General features: G+C 45.7%; 18 protein-coding genes and 1 tRNA gene. 10 read left to right on the top strand and 9 right to left on the bottom strand.

The window, feature by feature from the left end; all coding sequences use genetic code 11:
- Positions 1–405 precede the first annotated feature (405 nt).
- A tRNA-Gly gene (locus DMB44_RS01720) sits at positions 406–478 on the bottom strand.
- A 273-nt stretch (positions 479–751) separates the two neighbouring features.
- Between DMB44_RS01720 and DMB44_RS01725 the strand changes: the two genes are divergently transcribed.
- Complete coding sequence (locus tag DMB44_RS01725) at positions 752–1,525, top strand: S-methyl-5'-thioadenosine phosphorylase (RefSeq protein ID WP_110640335.1); 774 nt, start codon at positions 752–754, stop codon at positions 1,523–1,525.
- Positions 1,526–1,530: 5 nt separating this feature from the next.
- A complete protein-coding gene (locus tag DMB44_RS01730; protein WP_110640614.1) occupies positions 1,531–2,754 on the top strand; it encodes an MBL fold metallo-hydrolase in 1,224 nt (407 codons plus the stop codon).
- 21 nt (positions 2,755–2,775) lie between these two features.
- On the opposite strand, the gene DMB44_RS01735 is transcribed toward DMB44_RS01730, so the two are convergent.
- Positions 2,776–4,113, bottom strand: coding sequence for an MFS transporter (locus DMB44_RS01735; protein WP_110640336.1), 1,338 nt, complete (start codon positions 4,111–4,113; stop codon positions 2,776–2,778).
- Positions 4,114–4,311: 198 nt separating this feature from the next.
- On the opposite strand from DMB44_RS01735, the gene DMB44_RS01740 reads away from it, so the two are divergent.
- Together DMB44_RS01740 and DMB44_RS01745 are read left to right on the top strand one after the other, a co-directional pair.
- Positions 4,312–5,256, top strand: a complete 945-nt coding sequence (locus DMB44_RS01740; RefSeq protein WP_110640337.1) for a nucleotidyltransferase family protein — start codon at positions 4,312–4,314, stop codon at positions 5,254–5,256.
- An 81-nt stretch (positions 5,257–5,337) separates the two neighbouring features.
- Positions 5,338–5,691, top strand: coding sequence for a DUF6015 family protein (locus DMB44_RS01745; RefSeq protein ID WP_110640338.1), 354 nt, complete (start codon positions 5,338–5,340; stop codon positions 5,689–5,691).
- 7 nt (positions 5,692–5,698) lie between these two features.
- Here the strand turns inward: DMB44_RS01745 and DMB44_RS01750 are convergent, their stop codons facing one another.
- The 5 genes from DMB44_RS01750 to DMB44_RS01770 are packed head-to-tail and all read right to left on the bottom strand — an operon-like array spanning position 5,699 to position 10,975.
- Positions 5,699–6,070 (bottom strand): hypothetical protein, encoded by a 372-nt coding sequence (locus DMB44_RS01750; protein ID WP_110640339.1) that lies wholly within the window; start codon positions 6,068–6,070, stop codon positions 5,699–5,701.
- Positions 6,070–6,894: an isoaspartyl peptidase/L-asparaginase gene (locus tag DMB44_RS01755; protein ID WP_110640340.1), complete on the bottom strand. Its 825-nt coding sequence runs from the start codon at positions 6,892–6,894 to the stop codon at positions 6,070–6,072. Before DMB44_RS01755 ends, DMB44_RS01750 begins: the two co-directional genes overlap by 1 nt.
- A gap of 39 nt (positions 6,895–6,933) precedes the next feature.
- Positions 6,934–8,076 carry a glycoside hydrolase family 57 protein gene (locus DMB44_RS01760; RefSeq protein ID WP_110640341.1) on the bottom strand — a complete coding sequence of 381 codons (1,143 nt, stop codon included), beginning with the start codon at positions 8,074–8,076 and terminating at the stop codon, positions 6,934–6,936.
- Positions 8,073–9,182 (bottom strand): glycosyltransferase family 4 protein, encoded by a 1,110-nt coding sequence (locus tag DMB44_RS01765; protein ID WP_110640342.1) that lies wholly within the window; start codon positions 9,180–9,182, stop codon positions 8,073–8,075. The genes DMB44_RS01760 and DMB44_RS01765 overlap by 4 nt, the downstream gene beginning before the upstream one ends.
- Positions 9,179–10,975 carry an amylo-alpha-1,6-glucosidase gene (locus DMB44_RS01770; protein WP_110640343.1) on the bottom strand — a complete coding sequence of 599 codons (1,797 nt, stop codon included), beginning with the start codon at positions 10,973–10,975 and terminating at the stop codon, positions 9,179–9,181. Before DMB44_RS01770 ends, DMB44_RS01765 begins: the two co-directional genes overlap by 4 nt.
- 105 nt (positions 10,976–11,080) lie before the next feature.
- Between DMB44_RS01770 and DMB44_RS01775 the strand changes: the two genes are divergently transcribed.
- Both DMB44_RS01775 and DMB44_RS01780 read left to right on the top strand, forming a co-directional pair.
- A complete protein-coding gene (locus DMB44_RS01775) occupies positions 11,081–12,991 on the top strand; it encodes a glycoside hydrolase family 15 protein (protein WP_110640344.1) in 1,911 nt (636 codons plus the stop codon).
- 300 nt (positions 12,992–13,291) lie between these two features.
- A complete protein-coding gene (locus DMB44_RS01780) occupies positions 13,292–14,215 on the top strand; it encodes an NAD-dependent epimerase/dehydratase family protein (protein ID WP_110640345.1) in 924 nt (307 codons plus the stop codon).
- 68 nt (positions 14,216–14,283) lie between these two features.
- On the opposite strand, the gene DMB44_RS01785 is transcribed toward DMB44_RS01780, so the two are convergent.
- Positions 14,284–15,255, bottom strand: a complete 972-nt coding sequence (locus DMB44_RS01785; protein WP_110640346.1) for a kinase — start codon at positions 15,253–15,255, stop codon at positions 14,284–14,286.
- Between the two features lie 138 nt (positions 15,256–15,393).
- On the opposite strand from DMB44_RS01785, the gene DMB44_RS01790 reads away from it, so the two are divergent.
- From DMB44_RS01790 to DMB44_RS01805, 4 genes are all read left to right on the top strand, one after another.
- Entirely contained in the window at positions 15,394–15,867 is a 474-nt protein-coding gene (locus tag DMB44_RS01790; RefSeq protein ID WP_237265227.1) for a hypothetical protein, read from the top strand.
- 62 nt (positions 15,868–15,929) lie between these two features.
- Positions 15,930–16,283 carry a PadR family transcriptional regulator gene (locus DMB44_RS01795; protein ID WP_110640618.1) on the top strand — a complete coding sequence of 118 codons (354 nt, stop codon included), beginning with the start codon at positions 15,930–15,932 and terminating at the stop codon, positions 16,281–16,283.
- Between the two features lie 33 nt (positions 16,284–16,316).
- Positions 16,317–16,982, top strand: a complete 666-nt coding sequence (locus tag DMB44_RS01800) for a DUF3834 domain-containing protein (protein ID WP_110640347.1) — start codon at positions 16,317–16,319, stop codon at positions 16,980–16,982.
- Positions 16,983–16,993: 11 nt separating this feature from the next.
- Positions 16,994–18,187, top strand: a complete 1,194-nt coding sequence (locus DMB44_RS01805; protein ID WP_237265228.1) for an MFS transporter — start codon at positions 16,994–16,996, stop codon at positions 18,185–18,187.
- Positions 18,188–18,190: 3 nt separating this feature from the next.
- Here the strand turns inward: DMB44_RS01805 and DMB44_RS01810 are convergent, their stop codons facing one another.
- Positions 18,191–19,717: an APC family permease gene (locus DMB44_RS01810; RefSeq protein WP_110640348.1), complete on the bottom strand. Its 1,527-nt coding sequence runs from the start codon at positions 19,715–19,717 to the stop codon at positions 18,191–18,193.
- Positions 19,718–19,806 lie beyond the last annotated feature (89 nt).

Below are 19,806 nucleotides of genomic sequence, written 5' to 3' on the forward strand. Positions count from 1 at the left end.
ATTTAAATATACCAATATATCCATAAATCTGTATCAATATCCGCAATTTTCCAGCGAGGTAGGGTGCTTCGCAAACTAATCTTAAGCTGAATCATCGATTTCTTCATTTCATCGAAGGGAGGTCTGCCTGTATGAATATATTCAGGTGAAGCCCTATATCCCGATATCCGCAGGCGTAAATTGGGATCGCACAGATCTCATTCCGTATTATACCATTTTCTTCTCATGGAATATAAAAAAGAACCTGGAAATAGAATTTATAAACCCATCCATTGGGGAGCCAGCATATTTTCCCATTAAAGTCTGGTGTTTATCGTTTCACTCAAACTCCAAATTTCGCCTATAGGCGAAGAAATCATATTAAACAATCTCAGTACGAACGTAGCTGAAACTGTTAGATTGAGATGCAGGTGTCGGGATTTGGACCCGAGTCGAAAGCTTGGAAGGCTCTCGTGCTACCAGGCTACACCACACCTGCAGAAAGGCAAAATGGATATTGAAAAAGGCTAAAAAACTTTTCCCTGCTCACCAGTGCTTAGTGGACGATCTCGACGTCTGTTGGAATTTAAAGATAATTTATTGTGATCAAACAATTTTCAGTCAATCAGAGTGCATGGCACCTCTGATACCACACTCGATCCACCATCTTAAGATCCGAAATTTCAGCCAGAGGTTGCTTGCTTTTGGAATTTTGTAGTTTTTCGAGAAGAGTTAAATTTTTGTTTACATCTAAATTGAAGTGACGGTAAAGATGGTTTACATAGGTATCATTGGAGGCAGTGGACTTTACGATCTTATGCCTGAATCTGTTAAGAAAGAGATGGATACGCCATTCGGAAAGCCTTCCGATGCAATAGAGATTGGAGATGTTAATGGAGTAGAGGTTGCATTCATTCCAAGGCATGGAAAGAAGCATACCATACCGCCTCATAAGGTGAATTACAGGGCCAATATTTGGGCCCTTCATGATCTCGGTGTTGAGAGGATCATCGGGCTGAATGCCGTTGGTTCCTTAAGGGAAGACTACAAGCCTGGAGAGATAGTGATCCCGGATCAGTACATCGATTTCACCAAACGCCGTGAACTGACCTTCTATGATGGACCTCAGGTGTATCACATCTCCGAGGCCGATCCTTTCTGCCCGGAGATGAATTCTATATTATATGAAGTGGCCAGAAATCTTAAAATCCCAGTTCATAATTCAGGTACATATATAACGATTGAGGGTCCTAGATTCTCAACGAGAGCAGAATCGAAGATGTTCAGGCAATTTGCGGATATAATTGGAATGACGCTTGTGCCGGAGGTAAGTCTGGCAGGCGAGCTTGCGCTGTGTTATTCGGTTATCGCTTCCGTAACGGATTACGATGTATGGTCAACTAAACCGGTTGATGCTAGGGAAGTGATGAACATAATGAAACAGAACGACCGCAAGGTGCGAGACATCCTGTTCAATGCACTTCCTCTAATAAAAAAGGAGAGGACGTGCTCATGCTCTCTTCGTTTAGATAACGCTAAAATGTGATGAAAATGAAATTGAAGTTTTTAGGTGGTGCAGAAGAAGTAGGAAGACTAGGAGTGAAAATAACCGATAGAGATACCAGCGTGATCGTGGACTACGGCGTGATACCGGAGAAACCTCCACAGTACCCGTTGCCTCCAGAGCCGGTAGATGCGATGTTCATAACGCATTCGCATCTGGATCACATCGGAGCAATACCTGTCTACTACCACAAGGGTGAACCGGATCTGTATGCAACTCAGATGACGCTGAACACGATGAAGCCTTTGCTTCGCGATGCCCTCAAGGTCACCAATCTGGAAGGATATCCGGCGATGTTCAACGAGGACGACATAAACAGCGCGCTTGCGAACATGAGGCCGGCAAGATACTTTGAGCCGATAGAGATCGGCAGCATGGTTGCTACGCCGTATCCTGCAGGGCACATACCGGGTTCCACTATGTGGAAGTTCGAAGACGGCATGTCTGTTACGGTTACGGGCGACGTGAACACCATAGATACGTACCTAATCAATGGCGCAAAGCCCATAAAGACAGACGTTCTGATCATAGAGAGTACCTATGCCGGTAAGAACCACGAGAGCAGAGAAGACGTCAGGAAGAGGTTCAGAGACAGTGTAAAGGAGGTCATAGACAGTGGTGGCAAGGTGATCATGCCGGCCTTCGCCGTTGGCAGAACACAGGAACTCATAATGACCATCGCAGACATGGGCTATGATGTTGCTGTGGATGGCATGGGTAACGATATAAGCACCATATATCTCAATACACCCGGCTTCCTGAGATCCAAGAAGGAGTTTCTGAGAGCCCTCAGCAAGGTAAGGATCATAAAAGGCCGGAACATGAGGGAGAATGCTATAAGGAGCGATATCATAATATCGACCTCAGGTATGCTCGACGGCGGTCCAGTTCTTGGATACATTCAGAAGTTGCTGGAAGACGAGAAGAGCGCGATATTCGTCACCGGTTATCAGGTGGAAGGTACAAACGGAAGGAGCCTGCTAGAAAGCGGTACACTCACCATAGCTGGAGTGACTGTGAAGCCTAAGATGCGCGTGGAATTCTTTGATATGTCGGCGCATGCAGGTCACGATGAACTGGTCAGCTTCATAAAGGCCATAGATCCTAAGAAGATCGTACTTTGCCACGGAGATCACAGGGAGAACCTATTGCCGGATCTGGAAGGCTATGACGTGCTTCTGCCGTACAACGGAAAAGAATACGAAATCTGAAAAATAAATATTTTTAATATTTTATGCCTTTGTGTTCCAGATCTTTTCCAGTGGCTTCTTCTTTGTTTCTGGTGCGAACAGGACTGTTATTATGAAAGCCAGAAACATAAGGGCTGCAAACAGGAACATAGAATGGAATATTGGATACAGTGGAAACAGTACCACACCCATTATGGCACCGACTCTCGATACCGAGGTGGCTATACCCTGTATCGTTGATCTGTAGTTTGTCGGATAGAGCTCCGTCGGATAGAATAGCGTTGCAGCACCAACCCACTGTTCGAAGAGCACAAACGAGAAGAAGAAGGACACGAGCGGTACTATGGATACTATCCTGACAATTGATCCAATGAGCAGAAGTGCGAACATCACGAAGACGCCCATCAGTGTGAGAACACGTCTCCCAATCCTGTCCGCCAGCGCCATGGCAACGATGTATCCTGCTATGGCACCTGCCGCCACGATCATACCGCTTTCAGCTATAACGCGCAGTCCAGCGGTGTTCAGTGCAGTGGCAGCGAGTCCGATCTCCCTTATCATTGTAGGATAGTAAAAACCTATTCCGTAGGAAGCCACATCGAAGAGGAACCAGACGGAGAGCACGAATATGGTCTTAGGCAGGAATCCCGATGCGAACAGATCCCGGAATCTGACCGCTTTCTCCTCTCTTCCCTCGGTGAGGCCCTCCATGAGATCCGGCTCCTTGCCCGTTATGTTCTCGATCACCCGGCTAGCCTCCTCCGCTCGGCCATGGCTAACGAGCCATCTGGGTGACTCTGGTATCTGCATCCTCAGAAATATGATCGGAATTGCCACTATGCCACCGATTATGAAGGTGTATCTCCAAAAGTAGTAGGTGAAGGCGAATGCGTAGTTCATAACGCTGGAAAAGAGCGAACCGAACCAGTACATGCCGACCATGGCATACAGGAGGGATCCACGCCTTTTCACCGGTGCAAACTCAGATACTATCGTTGAACTTATCGGATAGTCTCCGCCTATGCCAACACCAAGCATGAACCTGCTCAGAAACATCATCCAGAAGTTTGTGGCGAGCCCAGCAGCTATGGCAAAAACAACGAAGAGTATTAGGTCAATGCCGAAGATTTTCTTACGCCCAATGCGGTCTGATAGCCTCCCCAGCAGCGGGGCGCCAACTATCATGCCGGCGAAGGCCGACACGTTGACAAGTATATACTCAAGCTTGGTGAATCCAAGCTGCACAGGCATCAGGAGTATGGCCATAGTTATGACTGAAAGGTCATAGCCGTCGAGGAACATACCCATGGATGCAAGCAGCTCCATCTTCCTGTGGAACGGTCTCATCCTCATATTGTCCATTTCATCAAAGAATCCCATGAACTATACCTCCATATGCATACGTCCCGCAGCGCTATCAGCGCATGGCAGGTATGAAAAATTACCTTTCCTACATATGAAGATACGCTTTACATATATATAGATTTTTGATGGGCAAAACGGTGAATGCCGATCTGGGATGAAATTTCTCCAGGCATCATGCGTGAAAGAAATATAATGGAGTTGCGATAGCCTTCTATGATTGGTGCTATACTAGCCGGTGGTTATGGCAAACGCCTGAAACCCATAACTGATTCCATACCCAAGGCGCTGGTTGAGATAAAGGACAACTACACCATAATGGATCGCCAGCTTTTCGATTTCAGCGTGATGGGGGTTGAATCGGTCTACATACTTTCAGGATATCTGGGCAATAAGATCGAGGAGAGATATGGAAACACCTTCAGAGATATGAACATCTTCTACCTCAGGGAGGAGAAGCCCCTGGGTACCCTTTATTCCCTAAGGAACCTCATAGATGAGGTCAAGGACGATGATATAGTTCTCAGGAATGGAGACACTGTAACCGATGTCAACTTTCTCAATTTTCTCAAGAAGGCACAGGATCAGAAATACTACATAACGATGTTCGTAACCAAGATGAAGAGCCCGTTTGGCATAGTTGAGACCTTTGGCGACCAGATCGTCAGATTCAGAGAGAAACCAGAACTCGACCATTACATAAATGCAGGGCTCTACTACATAAAAACTGAGGCTTTTCCCTACTTTTTCGAGAAATATGTGGATAGGGATCTGGAGACCACGGTCTTCCCTAGGATGGCCAGAGAAGGTCTTGTCGGTTCATACACAGAGGAAGCCATGTGGATCGGCATAGACAGTGAGAAGGATCTTGAAAGGATAAGGGGAGACTACAGGAACAGGGACGACTTTCCATGGGGCTATTCAAGGGTACTCTTCGATGACGGCAGATCCAAGCTCATAGAATACTCGATCAAGTCAGGTTCTGATGTAGACATAGACTGTGGCGATGGCTGCATAATGCGCATACAGTCTGGGCTTGGAACTTTTGGAGGATCTCCAGAGGATAAATTCGGCAATGGAGATGTCAGGAGCATGTCTGGCAAGATCCATATAAATGCGCTTGAGAATACGAAAGTCGAATTAATTCTCTCAAAAAAATAAATATAATATATATCTGATACGAAAAGCCATGCTGATACATAGCAAAATTTAAAAATGATCTTAACATAAACATCCGGTTCTATGGGGATCGTAACTAGGGAGAAGCTTCTGCAGGCCCTTGACAACATATACGGGAAAAAGGGCATGTCGAGGCCTGATGTGGAGGATCTTTCCGATTTCGTGCTTTCGTTCTTCGGTTACGATGACTACGTGCTTGACAATGTGCTGTCTCCCGCTGAGAGAGACGTTTTCTACAATCTGGAAGAATATGGGATACTGGAAACATACAGGGAAGAAATATCAATACTTCATGGCAAGGTCTGGAGAGTCAACCAGTGGCGCTACAGGAAGGACAAGATAGATGAGCTTGCATCGGCCAGCGCAGACCGCAAGAATGAGACAAATATTTATGATGAGATTTTCAAGGAAATGTAAGTAACCTTTACAATTTTTTTCTGAAGATTAATAAAGGAAAAAGTGCAAGCAGTGGAAGTATTATGGATCCATACTTTGGAGCATCATTTATCAGGTGCAGAACAGGATGTTTTGCCGGATCGTACTTATCCACGTGTATTTCGTATCTGTCTATGTACTCCACTGCATGCACGCTTCTGTTATCCCATGGCATAGTGAAACGCCAGTCGGCGATCTGCCCCTTAGGTTCACCTATGGATCTGCGAAATATTCCGCTTTTTGATATATTCGGCACCTTTCCGTAGACCGGATCATTCTTGTACAACGTCATGCTACCTTCGTTCAGCGCCTTTAGCGCTATGCCATTCCAGAACTCTGATTCCGTGTAGCTCAACTGCATCAGAACTCCTTCAATCCAACCGCCATGGGTTTATTGGCATAGTATGCATAATCTTTCTCGTCCACAGCGATTATTCCAACTGGAACGCTGAATTTATCCACCTCTTCTTTTATTATGTCGTACAGCTTTCCAGTGCCGATCCTGCTGTATATGCGGAACGACAGCACATTTTTTGCTATCTCTTCGCCAACGCCCGTCGCCACTACTGCACCCTTCTCGCCTACATATATCCCCGCACCGGGGATTGGCGAATCTCCGACTCTGCCCCTCAGCATCGGAAATGATCCACCAGTGGAAACCGCTCCGGCAAATTCACCCTCTACGCGTGCCACGGCACCAACTGTATCATGCACCTTCACGTATTTGAAATATATCTTGAATTTATCCGGAATCTCATTCCTCTCGACGTCTTCTTCAAATTTTTTTAGCAGATTCCTGGCCTTCTCAGTCATGGGATCATAGTCAGGATATCCCATGAGCCTTGCAAATCTTATCGCACCATCCCCGGTCATCATTATGTGCGGTGATTTTGCCATAACATCTCTGGCCACCAGTATTGGGTTCTTCACGCGCTCTATGTTTATCACGGAACCGAAGTGCCCAGGGATCATGACCGCTGCATCCATCTGTATGCTTCCGTCGATTCTCGGCACCGATCCGGTACCTGCATTGAAGTCAGGGTCATCCTCCATCTTTATCACGGCACGCACCGCATTGTCCAGTGCACTCAGTTCTTCGGAGGCCGTCTCGGCATAAGTGTTGAGCCTTCCGTTGAAGGAGGGATCTGAACCGACGCCACCGTGGATCAGAAGAACATTCCTCATGATGGGTTATCTGTTTGTCTGTATTAAATTTCATTCGCTTTATTGCATGACATTTTTCCCGTAGTCCTTACCGCAGAGAATATCAAGTGCAGCATTTGTGTATATGAACGCCAGATAGGGAGAACGATATGGATTGAAGTATTCATGAACTGTAAAATCCTGCTCATCGCCTATCGACATATAGTATATCACATCTGATGTCTGGAAATAACCCCACAGATCCCCAAGCTTATCTTTGCATTCCCTTATTCTGTCAAAGGTGCTGACCTGCATAAGGTTGCCCATCCATGCGCTGAGATCCCTGTTCTTATCAGCCCATGACGTTGTCTTTTCGATGCTTATGAAATCTCTGGTCCTGTGCCGCAGTTCGGCCTCGCGTACAAGAATAGTATCGATACCGTATTCCTGGAAATATCTGGGCAGATGCTTTAGAAATTCGAATATGCCGGTTTCAGGCCTCTGATGTTCACCAAAGGTCTCGTAGTCCATGAAAAGGTTTATGAGATCGCCATCGGCCAGCGATATCCATCTTGCAAATTTGTCCGCGGTGAGTGGATAATCCTTCCATGATCTGTTGGAGAACCTGAATGATATGTCGTCGCTGAGCGGATAATTCCTGAGGTAGAGGTTTATCCCCGATGGAGCCGCATAGCGGTGATTCACGTTATAACGTGACGATATCCCATCGGTCCCCTCAGCAAGTATGTTCCTGAATCCCATTTTTTTAGCCATTTCAGCTATATGATCATTGTATATCAGCTCGGTGTTCCTGAATGATACTGGATCATAGTTGAAGACATTCTTCAAAGATCTGGTCTGCATGGAAACCTGCCTGGTGAATTCCTCATCGTTCCATATTGATGCGAGGGAATGATAATAGGTTTCAGCCATAAGTTCGCACAGTCCGCTCTTCACGTAATCTTCGATAACGTCGATCACCTTTGGGCAGTACCTTGAAGCCTGCTCCATGAAGGTGCCGGAGAGCGAGAAGGAGGATCGTATTCCATACTCCATAAGATGCTGGGTAGCTGGTATATAGTTGTTCACCGCTATCCTCTTGAATATCTCCTCGTTTTTCTCATCCCAGAAGATATCTCTGGTTCCGCCCCTCAGATCGGTGAGGTTGATGGGCCTCAATCTGAACGGCTGATGCAGCTCAAAATAGAACATTACATCCTTCATAATGACTCGTACACCCCCATGGTACTTATTGCAGCCTTACGCCAGGTGAACCTCATAGCCTCGATCCTCCCGAATTCAGACATGGTCTTGAGCAGTCCTGAATGGTTCAGTATTGATATGGTGTAAAGGGCCATCCTGTCAGTATCCCAAAAGTCCGCGGATAAGACATGGTTCAGTGCTTCGCCCACTCCCGTGGTCTTGCTGAGTATGACCGGAGTTCCGGATATCATGGCCTCAAGCACAGTCATTCCGAAGGGCTCTGATATGGCAGGAATTATGAAAACTGACGATCTCTTGTAATAACCTATAGCTCTTCTGAACGATACGAAACCTGGAAAGTCCATATGGTTTAGGAAGCCGTTTTCAAGTGCAAATCTCTTCATCTCAGGGAGGAGCTCACCGGTGCCTGCAACGGTGAATCTAACATTTCTGTCAAGTTCAAGCACCTTCATGGCGACCTCCATGAAGAACTTCGGGCCCTTCTGGCTCGTGACTCTGCCAAAATAGAGAACGCTGCGTTCCCTTTTCTGTTCAGGATAAGATATATATGGCGTAGGATCGACCCCGTTGTATATAGTCCTGATTCTTCTGTCGTCCGCGCCGTAATGATCCACTATCATCCGCTTTGTGAGGTTGGAAACGCATATGATCCTGTCAGCGTTTTGTGCCCCTTCCCTCTCCACGGCCATTATTCTCTCCTGCGGATTGAAGAATGCGGATCGATCGAATTCGGTGCTGTGGAATGTTACGACAAGGGGAATGCCATATTTCTCCCTGATTCTCAGGCCGGCAGGGAAAGTGATCCAGTCATGGCAATGTACGAGATCTACCCCATCAGGATCAAATGATTCAACAACTCTATCGTTGTAGTCCATCACTGCGTCATAAAAATCATCTATCATGGCATAGCCCGAGATGAATTTGACTCGTTTCAACCTGATTTTTCTTACATTGAACGGATATTCCGGAAAATCGTAGCCTAGATCCGGCACGTATATGGTCACATTGTGGAAATGGCCAATTATGGAGAACAGATTGACGGTGTGTATGCCGAGCCCACCCGAAAATGCCGGTGGAAGTTCCCAGCCTATAACCGATATCTTCAAGCGGGTGCACCTCTGAGATCCTCAAAATATGACCTGATTATCTCTCCATGGCTCCAGGCCTGCATCATGCATCCCTTGGGTCTGCCAGAGCTGTTGCCATCGAAGAGCTCCGGTATCTTCGCCATTGAAAAAAGCGGGAGAAATTTCTCGAACAGATCCCGGACGCTGTATCCCATTCTCACAGCCGATTTGATGAAGACGCCTGCCAGCCATGGCCAGACCGTACCGTTGTGATACGCTCTGTCCCCCTCCGGCTGTGGACCGGAGTACTGCGGGACGTAGTCCGGATCATCCGGAGAGAGGCTTCTTAAACCGTATGGCGTTACGAGTTTTTCCCAGGCAAGATCCACCCATCTCCTGTCGTCCATGACAGGGTATGGAAGAAAATATCCGATAAGAAAATTCGGTCTAAGCCTAGTATCGTCCGGATCTGAAACATCAAGAATTGAGTCATTCTTCACGAACTTCCTTGCGAAGTTCATCTTAACCTTCTCAGCCATATCCGCAAATTCACCTGCATCCTCCTGCCCAAGTTTTCTAGCAGTGGATGAATAGAATGACAGTGCATTGTACCAGAGGGCGTTTATCTCTACAGGGAATCCAGTCCTAGGCGTTACGGCCTTGCCTCCAATCAGAGCATCCATCCAGGTCAGAGGTGATTCAATGACTCTTATAAAATTATCTTCCATGCGAAACATATCGGTACCACCAATATACGAATCAAGAATTGCCCTCATATGGGGCATCATCTCTGCAACAAACTTCTCGTCATTGGAGTATTCTTGATATTTTTGAACGGCATATATGAACCAGAGAGGAGTATCAGCTGAGAAATGAAGCGAATCTATGTCCAGAGTATTAGGTATCAATCCACCCTTCATGTCCTTTGCATATTTTTTCAATATCTGCTTTGCAATGTTAAATCTCCTCGATACAAGGAGTATTCCCGGCATCGAGATGAAGGTATCTCTTCCCCATGGGCCGAACCAGTGATAACCAGCTATCATGTCATCATGCATGAGGAAGGACAGCGAATTATACCGAAGGTCATTCAGATCTCCATTGACGGATCTGAAATCCACATATTTTTTCAGAACTTCATCGAACCTTACCTTCACCGCATCCGCCGTAACAGCGATATCAAAACCACTGCCCGGATCCTCTATCGCTATAACCCCTGGATTGTAAAGATCCTCCTCATCGTTGGTCCCTCGCTCCGTCTCCCTTGGATACCTGAAATTATAATACCAGTAACGTTTTTCGTAAAAGACTCCGGAAGATAATATGTCCACGTGATATTTCCCATCGGATATCCTTATGCCATCTTCGATCTGATCGGTTGAAAAATTTCTATCTCCGCTTCTGATGACCCGATGAAAGCTTCTGAAGGAAACCAGGGGATATAGATAGACCGCATCTGGTGGATCACCAGAAAAGCGATATCTGATCAGGACCGTATCCGAATCCTGATCCATAACCAGAGATTTTGTCACACTGTGGTCATCATCGAATCTAAAGCCGCATTCCGGTATTGGAATCTCCTTGCAGCTATATATGAACTTGAAACCATCTGGATATACGGTGTCTCTATAATAATTTGTATCTATACTGAATGTTTTATCGTTAAAGCGTATCTCTTCAAATAACTTTGATAAAAGGACGGTGGCGCCGAAATTCGTATGATCTCTTTTCACCAGAATACCATGATATGTTCTTGTATTTGCAAAGGAATATGTTGAGGAAGCGTAAGATCCATTTGAATTTGTTATGATCCATTCGGCATTAAGATCCATCGGTAATAAAAGTATACAATGCTATTAAATGTATCCAATAAAGCATCAGCGATCTCATGGACACGTATACAAAAAAGCTATAAGCCTACATGTAGATAAGCCCCCATGGTCAGATATACACCGCTCGGCAATGGGCGGTTACTCGTGGCTTTTGACACTGATTACAGGATTGTTGATTTTTACTATTCAAAATATGCCTCCGAGAATCACTCTTCCGGTCATCCATTCTATTTTGGCGTTTCAGTGAATGGAAATTTTCACTGGATAGACCGAAATTCAATAAAGCATATGGATTATTTTGATCACACAATGGTTTCCGTCATCAATTACACCCAGGACGGAGTGGATTTTGAAAATAGGGACATGGTTGATATTTATAAGGACGTTTACATCAGACGGGTGGTTGCTGAAAATAAGACTGGAAAGGATGTTAATCTGAAACTTTTCTTCCATCAGAATTTTTACATATATGGAAATGACATAGGAGATACGGCAGCATATTTTCCAGAATACAGGGGTATAATACATTACAAAGGCGGCAGATATTTTCTGGCATCCACGCTTGATGAATCCGGCAACTTCTGCGATCAGTATGCCACAGGAGTCAAAGACATAGGTGAGTTGAAGGGAACATGGAAGGATGCTGAGGACAATGAGCTGTCTATGAATCCCGTTGCCATAGGATCAGTTGATTCCGTGGTCAGGCATTCTGCCGTTTTAAAGCCTGGATCAAAATTCACCATGTATTATTTCATTATAGCTGGCAGAAACATCAACGATATAGAGAACGAATATTCCAATGTTAACGTCCAGTATCTTCAAAAACTTTTACGAAGAACCACCAACTACTGGGAACTCTGGTCTTCGAAGGTTACGCCGAACCTTGACTCAGACACTACCGCTCTCTACAGGAGATCTCTCTTCGTAACGAAGAGCCATGCGAACGATCTCGGTGCAATAGCGGCATCCTGCGACAGCGATATACTGAAGCTTAGCCACGATGGCTATTATTATGTCTGGCCAAGGGATGCCTCCGTGGCAGCCTATGCACTGAGCATCTCAGGCCACAGCGAGACCGCACGCCGCTTCTTTGCTCTCATGGAGGATTCGCTTTCCGAGGAGGGGTATCTTTACCACAAGTACAACGTAGATGGAAAGATAGCCAGCAGTTGGCTTCCTCATATCATGAATGGTAAATCCATATACCCGATTCAGGAGGATGAAACGGCGCTCGTCGTCTGGGTACTGTGGGAGTACTTCAGAAAGTACAATGATATAGGCTTCACAGCGCCGTATTATGAACGGTTGATAACCAGGGCAGCAGACTTTATGACGACATTCGTTGACAGCGATGGCCTGCCCAAACCGTCCTTCGATCTTTGGGAAGAGCGATATGGTATACATGCATATACCGTGGCTACAGTTTATGCCGCTCTGAAGGCAGCATCCAATTTTGCAAATGTCTTCGGAGATCCGGATCTATCAGAAAAATATGATAATGCGGCAGAACGCATGTATCAGGCCTTTGATGAGAAATTCTATTCGGAGGATGTGGGTTACTATGCACGAGCGATCATAGATGGGAAGCAGGATTTCACAGTTGATAGCGCACTTTCATCTCTTGTCATATTCGGTATGAAGGATGCCAGCGATCCCAAGGTCGTCGCCACCATGCAGAAAATATCGGAGGATCTCTGGGTCAACGGTGTTGGAGGCATTGCGAGGTATCAGAACGACAGGTACATGAGGGTAAAGGACGATCCTGCAATTCCGGGAAACCCCTGGATAATAACAACGCTTTGGATGGCAAGATACTACATGAGATTCGGCGACTTCGAAAAGGCGTGGAACCTCATCCAGTGGGTGAAATCACACAGGCAGAGATCTGGTATTTTTTCAGAGCAGATCAATCCGTATACCGGAGAGCCGCTCTCGGTGTCTCCGCTTGTATGGAGCCATGCTGAATTTATAATATCTCTTATTGAATATTCTGACCTTATGAGGAACAGAACATAAGAGCGAATGCCATAGGCATTCAAAGCATGGAATGCAAGATTCCATGCTTGATGTTGCTATGGAAAAAGCCGGCAGATCTTAAACTGCGAATAAAGAAGGTTATATCTAACGCCTGTTTTATCTTTTTTATAATATATAAATTTGCGTATCAGAGAAATTCAGGAATGCTTAGCAAATGATCTTCTTCCATAAGACCTTCCACTGTGTACCTTTTCCTTTGGATGAATATATCGTTCAAAAATTCATCATTCACGGAACGATGGATACAGAATTTTTTATATTGTCTGGCAATTTAAGGATATGGATATTAAGGGAAAGGAAATACTGGTGACGGGCGGGGCCGGCTTTATCGGTTCCAATCTAGTTGTAAGACTTGCCAAAGAAAATCATGTATACGTGGTGGATGATCTGCAGACCGGATCAATCCGCAATCTGTCGTCTGTATATAGCGATATTGACTTTGTTAAGGATCGCGTGATAAATCTGAAGGATTACTGCTTCGACCCTGACTACATATTCCATATCGGCCTATATTCATCCTCACCGATGTACAAGGAAAACCCATATCTGGTTGGCGATCTCGTGAAGGACATGATCTCTGTCTTGGAGCTCGCAAGGAAGAAAAATAGCATGGTAGTATATGCTTCGACATCGTCAATATATAACGGTGTGAAGCCGCCGCACAGGGAAGATGTGATACCATATGTTACTGATTTCTATACCGAAGCCAGGTATTCGACCGAACGCATCAGCGAATTATACTCAAAATTGTACAATATAAACGTTTCAGCGATGAGGTTTTTCTCGGTATACGGGTACAATGAGAGATCAAAGAAGAAATTTGCAAATCTAGTATCGCAGTTCATGTGGGATATGCATGAGGGAAAGCAGCCCGTTATATACGGAGATGGTGAGCAGCGCAGGGATTTTGTCTTTGTCGACGACGTTGTGGATGCATTGATAAATGCGGCCATGTACAACAGCGGATTCAACGTGTACAACGTCGGAACTGGAAAGAATTACTCGCTGAACGATCTTGTCAAAAAGCTGAACGAACACCTGAAGACAAACATCAAGGCGAAATACGTTGAGAACCCTATGGCCAAGACCTATGTTCATGAAACTCTTGCGGATACGAAAAAGGCGGAGGAGAAGATAAAATTCAAGGCAAAAATCGGGCTGGATGAGGGGATAGACAAATTGATAAAATATTATGGATACTGACAGAGTTCCAGAAAATAAAAATCATCTAATATTCATACAACTTTATTGATTTCTCTATGATCGGGAATCTATCTATCCTGATAGTATATGATCCTTGATCCCTCAAAATCGAAATCGTAATCTATCTGGCGCAACCCAAGCTCCTTCAGCCTGTCCCTTTTTTCCCTATCTATGAAGAACAGCAGAAAGCCTCCTCCTCCTGCACCTATGAGCTTTCCTCCATAGGCGCCAAGATCCCTTGCACGCGAGTAAAGGCGATCTATCACATCATTCGAGATCTTACTGGACAACCTCTTCTTGAGGACCCAGTTCCGATCCATTATATCACCGAGTTCCTCTATGCTGCTGGAATAAAGCTTCACTGCGAATTCCTCCGCCAGCTTCTTCATCTCCAGGTACTCTTCGGTATGTTCTTCTATCCTTGATATCTGATCGGTGTGTATCTCCGTGGACGACCTTTCAACGCCTGTGTAAAGCAGAATCGTATTTTCTTTGAGATACTGCAGGCGTTCTGTCTTCAGAGGTATGGGATTGACGCGAACCTCACCATTCTGGAGGAACTGAAGGAGGTCTATTCCGCCGTATGCGGCCATATACTGATCCTGCTTGCCTCCGGCTTCTTTCAGAATCTCTCTCTCGATCTTGACAGCCTCCTTTGCAAGAGTTTCATTGGATACGTATTCTGATCTGTAGGCATGCAGTGCGTTGAGCAGACCCACAAGGAAGGATGATGAGGATCCAAGGCCTGTACCCTGAGATGGGACATCGCTTATGGAAAGTATCTCTATCCCGCCATCAAGATCCAGCAGCTTCAACGCCTCTCTGACTGTTGGGTGCCTGATCTCATCGACCGAATCAACGATCTCGGTTTTTGAATATGATACCCGAATCTTGCTGTCAAATTTCTTGTTGACTATGATGTATATGTACTTGTTTATCGCGGCAGACACCACTGAGCCTCCGTGCTTTGAGTAAAAATCGGGCAGATCTGTACCGCCACCGACGAAGGTTATCCTGAGGGGCGTACGTGTTATTATCATTTGCGTTAAAATCACGATCGATCTATTTAATTTTTGTTTGTTGGGACAGCATTCATTCGCTCTGACCGTCGATATTGCGATCTAGATATGCGATATCTGATCATGCATGTGAAAAGTTTCAATTAGTATTTTTGCATTATGCATCCGATAACTATAAAGATGCATGACGTTGTTCTTGGGCTTATCGTTGCGGCCATTGGCGGCATAGTCTTTACCGTCAGTCTATATCTGGGAATAGCCAATATGATAATAGGCATCATACTGCTTTTCTTTGGCCTTGAAGTTCAGATACCCCTGGGGGCAAAACAGGACGTCAGATTCGAGGGCAAAGTCAGATATGAATGGGCCATAAAGGAGGGCTTGGCGCGGATAGCGGATGGACGCATGCATGTGGATAAAGGCGCCTTCCTGAGCATAATGGAGAAGTCAAAGGAGGCACTGAACTACGCTGATAACATACCTGAATTTGGAATGGAGGCTATTTACCTGTATTTCTCAAACAGGGAGAGGGCAGCCCACATAGCCGATCAGCTGAGATCTGCAGGCATAGACGCAGATGTGCAGGACGATAAGGTGGGTAGCACATTGAAGATAAGCTTCACTCGAAAATGAAGGAACCATCATAGATAAATGTCTTATAGACAAGTTTTTAAGCTATGGACTCATGTGATTATATGAACACCGACCCCACCCGTGAGAGGATACTTCATGGGTTGATAACGTTGTATATATTGAAGGAGCTTGTGAAGCGCCCCATGCATGGATATGAGCTGCAGAAGAGCATGTATGAAACGACAGGCCAGTCTCTGCCTCAAGGGTCTATATACATCCTGCTCAAATCCATGAAGGAGAAGGGCTATGTGACTGCGGAATCCGCAGTAAACGATAAGGGGCAGCAGCTGACCATATATCACATCACTGAGGAGGGCAAAAAGTTTCTCTGCAACCATTCTGAGGCCCTGCTGCTGGCTAGAAAGATAATAGACGATCTTCTAAGCACTGTTAATCTCATAGAGTACAAGAATTAATAAGTTATTTATAGATAAATGACATATCGATGTATGGAAAAGATAAAGGTTATTGCAGCTCCTGGTCCTGTATCATACCCGATCATTGCTGCAAAGTCTGATGTTTTTGATATTGTCTTTGACAAGGAAGGAAAGGGCGATATAGTGCTTGATTCCAGCGTTTCGCTCATCAGAAGGGGTATAAATTTCAACGTCTCTCTAATAAGAGGTCTTTCTATCATATCCCCAGGCATCGGCAGAAGGATCGCAGTCTGGAGGCGCGGAAGCGCAAACGATGTGCTGCTCAGAGCAGTCCTTGATCTTGAAAATATAAAGGCAGACGTGTTATATGCAGAGGATCAAAGGGAGATCATGGAACTGCTTAAGAGCGGAAAGGTAGATTCAGCCGTGGTGGCATCGCCTTTCGGCAGCGGTATGAAGTTTGAGGACATCATGATCAAGCATGGAATAGTCATGCCAGGGAACTGCACGGCATACGTTAGGGACGACCTGATGGATCTTTTCTTTAGTGAATATCAGAGGGGTGTAGATAACCTCAGATCGGATCCTGAGGAGGTCTCTAAGTATGTGGCTTCAAAACTACCTAACAGCGTCGATCCTAAATTCATTGCTGGAACCATAATGAGATCAGACGTCTCTCCGGTTCGGGTTTCAGATTCCTCAAGTTTCATTGAAACCGTGAAAAAATACCTGAATTGAAAGTGATTGCTATGTCCAGGGAAAACGAAGGCGGTATCTCGTTCGTCTCGATGCTCCTGATCATAGCCTCGATAACGTTCGCGGTCAGGGGAAGCAACAACATGTACATGACTGAGATACCGCTGATCGCTCGCTACGTATTCCATTATGGCGAATTCCTAGTCGGTGCGATATCAGCCCTGACCGCAGTGGGAACATTCATAATGAGCGCGCTAATAAATTCCAGACTAAGATCAAAGGAGAGGCGCAGGGTTTTCATAGTTTCTTCACTTATATATGCGGTGGTATTTCCGCTGTTCTATCTTTCGAATGCGATAACAATATGGCCCATAGCATTTTTTGCCGGCTTCTCACTTGGCGCGCTTATGCCAAACATAATAACATCCGCTGGTCTGCTCCCTGACAGAAAGCAGAGGGAAAGGCTACTATCCATATATACCCTCACACTGAGCGTTTCCCTCGTCGTTGGCCCAGCTCTTGAGGGCTATCTGCTTAAATTCATGCCACTGATGAAGACCTTCCTCGTTTTCAGCATTTTCCCCATCATCGTATTCGGAATGTCATTTTTCCTGAGGTTCCCCGATGAAAGAAACATGCAGAAGATAGAAACTGGGGACGTTCTCAGGAACCATGGATTCAGAGCGGCGATCTACAATATAATGACATATAACATCCCCTTTGCCTTCATACTCACATTTGGCGGTATTTACGCTATGTCAAGGTTCGATGTGACGTACTCAACCGTGACGCTCATGTTTGCCAGCTTCTTCTTCACATCATTCCTGAGCAGGGTTCTTCTTGCCGTAAGGCCTCCAGAGGACATATGGAAGCTGATGATACTCTCGGTGGTCATAACATCGATAGGTCTCATAGGCATTGTGGAATCTTTGAATATTCTCATGCTGGAAGCTTGCTTTCTTCTTCTGGGATTCCCCCATGGCTTCACCTTTCCACTGTCTGTTATCTCCATATCCAGATCATTCAGCACAGAATCAAGAAATGCTGCGAACAGTCTGTTTTTCTCCGTAATGATGGCGGTCGGAGCAGTTATGCCTTTTGTCTCTGGCGGGCTCGTCAGCGCTATAGGACTGAAATATTCATTCGGGATATTGGTGCCGGTGATAATAGCGCTTCTGTTCATGCTGAGCCATGAAATGTCATGCATAAAAAAAGGTAAATCGAATGAGGGTCTGCTCCCCTCATGATTTTTACGAGAATGATAGTTTTTCAACCTGAGACACAGATTCTGGAGTAGATCTTGTGCCTATGTAGAAGACTCCAAGCGCCACAGCCATGGTCAGTACTATGTCCAGTGGGAACGGTATGAGATCAATACCGTAGCTTCCGAGGTAGGATATAACCGGCAGTATTGCGAGTATTATGACTATATAGATACCCTGGGAGAGGTCTTTCAACGGATTCTTTCCGGAGAAGACGAACAGCGCCAGGCCAACAAGGGCGATTATGCTCATGTAAAGCGTCGTGGGATACTGAGACCAGTAGACTATCAGAACTGATAGGGCAAAGCCGATCGGTGCCAGTATCTTCAGCGCAGGAAGCCTGAATCCCTTTGATGCTACGCCATACTTATCGAAGATGGCCAGCGATACAGGCCCACTCATATAGGCGATTATTGTCAGATCCGAATTTACTGAAACGAGGGATTGCCATGAAGGGAACGGCAGAACAAAGAGTATCATGACGATGAGATCGAATATGAGAGCATATATAGGCACCTGCCTGGAATTCAGTGCAGATATCCTCTTCGGGAGAAATCCCATCTCGCTTATCCTGTATGAAACCCTTGCAGTCGTTGTCTGGTAGATGCTGCTGGTTCCAAGCGGTGAAATTATCCCATCGAAGAGGAGCACGGATGCAAGCGCGCCGAGACCCAGCGTGGAGGCCAGCACCAGCATTGGACCACTGGAATAACCGCTGTTTGCAAGTGCAGACCAGTCACCAGGCTTTATGTTCCCCCACTGAAGTGAACCTATGAATGCGATCTGGACTATCATGTATATCGCTGAGGCCACAGCTACTGACAGAATTATGGCCAGTGGTACAGTTTTCTGCGGGTTTTTAGCCTCTCCTGATAGTTCAACAGCCTGCCTGAAGCCGAGGAACGAAAAGGCGATTCCTGCACCTGGAACCGCTGTGAATATACCCTCAGGCTTTACTGTTCCAACCAGCGTGAAGTTCCTGATCGAGAATATCGTGAATATGAAGAAAAAGCTGGTTATGATTGGTATCGCTATCTTCATGTAGGATACTATGTTGTTGAATCTTGACGTGTTTCTGATCCCTGTTGCATTCAGGGCGAAGAAGAATATCAAAAGCCCCACGGCAAGCAGTATACCCGCAGGTGTAAGGAGACCATCGCTGTTCAGGAGGTTCGGTATCAGGAAGCTCAGGTAGCTGATTGCTGCTATAACCTCAAGGGGCGGGGTGGAGGCATAGCCGAGAAACAGCGACCATGCATTCAGTGACCCAGCCACGGTTCCATTTGAGAGGAAAGGGTATCCTGCGGCAGCTCCGGCCATTGGCACCCTGCTGCTTAGATCGGCGTATATCAGCGCCAGTATGGCAACTATGCCGGTTCCGACCAACCATGAAAATATGGAGTAAGGCCCGGCCATGGATGAGGCATAGAAAGCGGAAAAGAGCCAGCCCGATCCTATCATGCCAGTTACTGAAGCCATCATGAGATCGATTACACCAAGTTCCTTTTTCATCATTGATCTATCCGATTTTTCATCTACTTATAAGCTTGGCGTCCTTCTCTGGATTTTATGGACGTATTTGTCCTATTTTGGATATTAATATC

The organism is Thermoplasma sp. Kam2015, assembly GCF_003205235.1.
Classification (GTDB): domain Archaea; phylum Thermoplasmatota; class Thermoplasmata; order Thermoplasmatales; family Thermoplasmataceae; genus Thermoplasma.

What these genes read in the sequence shown, in the direction of transcription:
- DMB44_RS01730 (WP_110640614.1), top strand. Translation starts at nt 1,531, where the DNA reads ATGAAATTGAAGTTTTTAGGTGGTGCAGAAGAAGTAGGAAGACTAGGA.
- DMB44_RS01755 (WP_110640340.1), bottom strand. Translation starts at nt 6,894, where the DNA reads ATGAGGAATGTTCTTCTGATCCACGGTGGCGTCGGTTCAGATCCCTCC.
- DMB44_RS01740 (WP_110640337.1), top strand. Translation starts at nt 4,312, where the DNA reads ATGATTGGTGCTATACTAGCCGGTGGTTATGGCAAACGCCTGAAACCC.
- DMB44_RS01745 (WP_110640338.1), top strand. Translation starts at nt 5,338, where the DNA reads ATGGGGATCGTAACTAGGGAGAAGCTTCTGCAGGCCCTTGACAACATA.
- DMB44_RS01795 (WP_110640618.1), top strand. Translation starts at nt 15,930, where the DNA reads ATGAACACCGACCCCACCCGTGAGAGGATACTTCATGGGTTGATAACG.
- DMB44_RS01785 (WP_110640346.1), bottom strand. Translation starts at nt 15,255, where the DNA reads ATGATAATAACACGTACGCCCCTCAGGATAACCTTCGTCGGTGGCGGT.
- DMB44_RS01770 (WP_110640343.1), bottom strand. Translation starts at nt 10,975, where the DNA reads ATGGATCTTAATGCCGAATGGATCATAACAAATTCAAATGGATCTTAC.
- DMB44_RS01780 (WP_110640345.1), top strand. Translation starts at nt 13,292, where the DNA reads ATGGATATTAAGGGAAAGGAAATACTGGTGACGGGCGGGGCCGGCTTT.
- DMB44_RS01735 (WP_110640336.1), bottom strand. Translation starts at nt 4,113, where the DNA reads ATGGGATTCTTTGATGAAATGGACAATATGAGGATGAGACCGTTCCAC.
- DMB44_RS01725 (WP_110640335.1), top strand. Translation starts at nt 752, where the DNA reads ATGGTTTACATAGGTATCATTGGAGGCAGTGGACTTTACGATCTTATG.
- DMB44_RS01760 (WP_110640341.1), bottom strand. Translation starts at nt 8,076, where the DNA reads ATGAAGGATGTAATGTTCTATTTTGAGCTGCATCAGCCGTTCAGATTG.
- DMB44_RS01805 (WP_237265228.1), top strand. Translation starts at nt 16,994, where the DNA reads ATGTCCAGGGAAAACGAAGGCGGTATCTCGTTCGTCTCGATGCTCCTG.
- DMB44_RS01750 (WP_110640339.1), bottom strand. Translation starts at nt 6,070, where the DNA reads ATGCAGTTGAGCTACACGGAATCAGAGTTCTGGAATGGCATAGCGCTA.
- DMB44_RS01800 (WP_110640347.1), top strand. Translation starts at nt 16,317, where the DNA reads ATGGAAAAGATAAAGGTTATTGCAGCTCCTGGTCCTGTATCATACCCG.
- DMB44_RS01775 (WP_110640344.1), top strand. Translation starts at nt 11,081, where the DNA reads ATGGTCAGATATACACCGCTCGGCAATGGGCGGTTACTCGTGGCTTTT.
- DMB44_RS01790 (WP_237265227.1), top strand. Translation starts at nt 15,394, where the DNA reads ATGCATCCGATAACTATAAAGATGCATGACGTTGTTCTTGGGCTTATC.
- DMB44_RS01810 (WP_110640348.1), bottom strand. Translation starts at nt 19,717, where the DNA reads ATGATGAAAAAGGAACTTGGTGTAATCGATCTCATGATGGCTTCAGTA.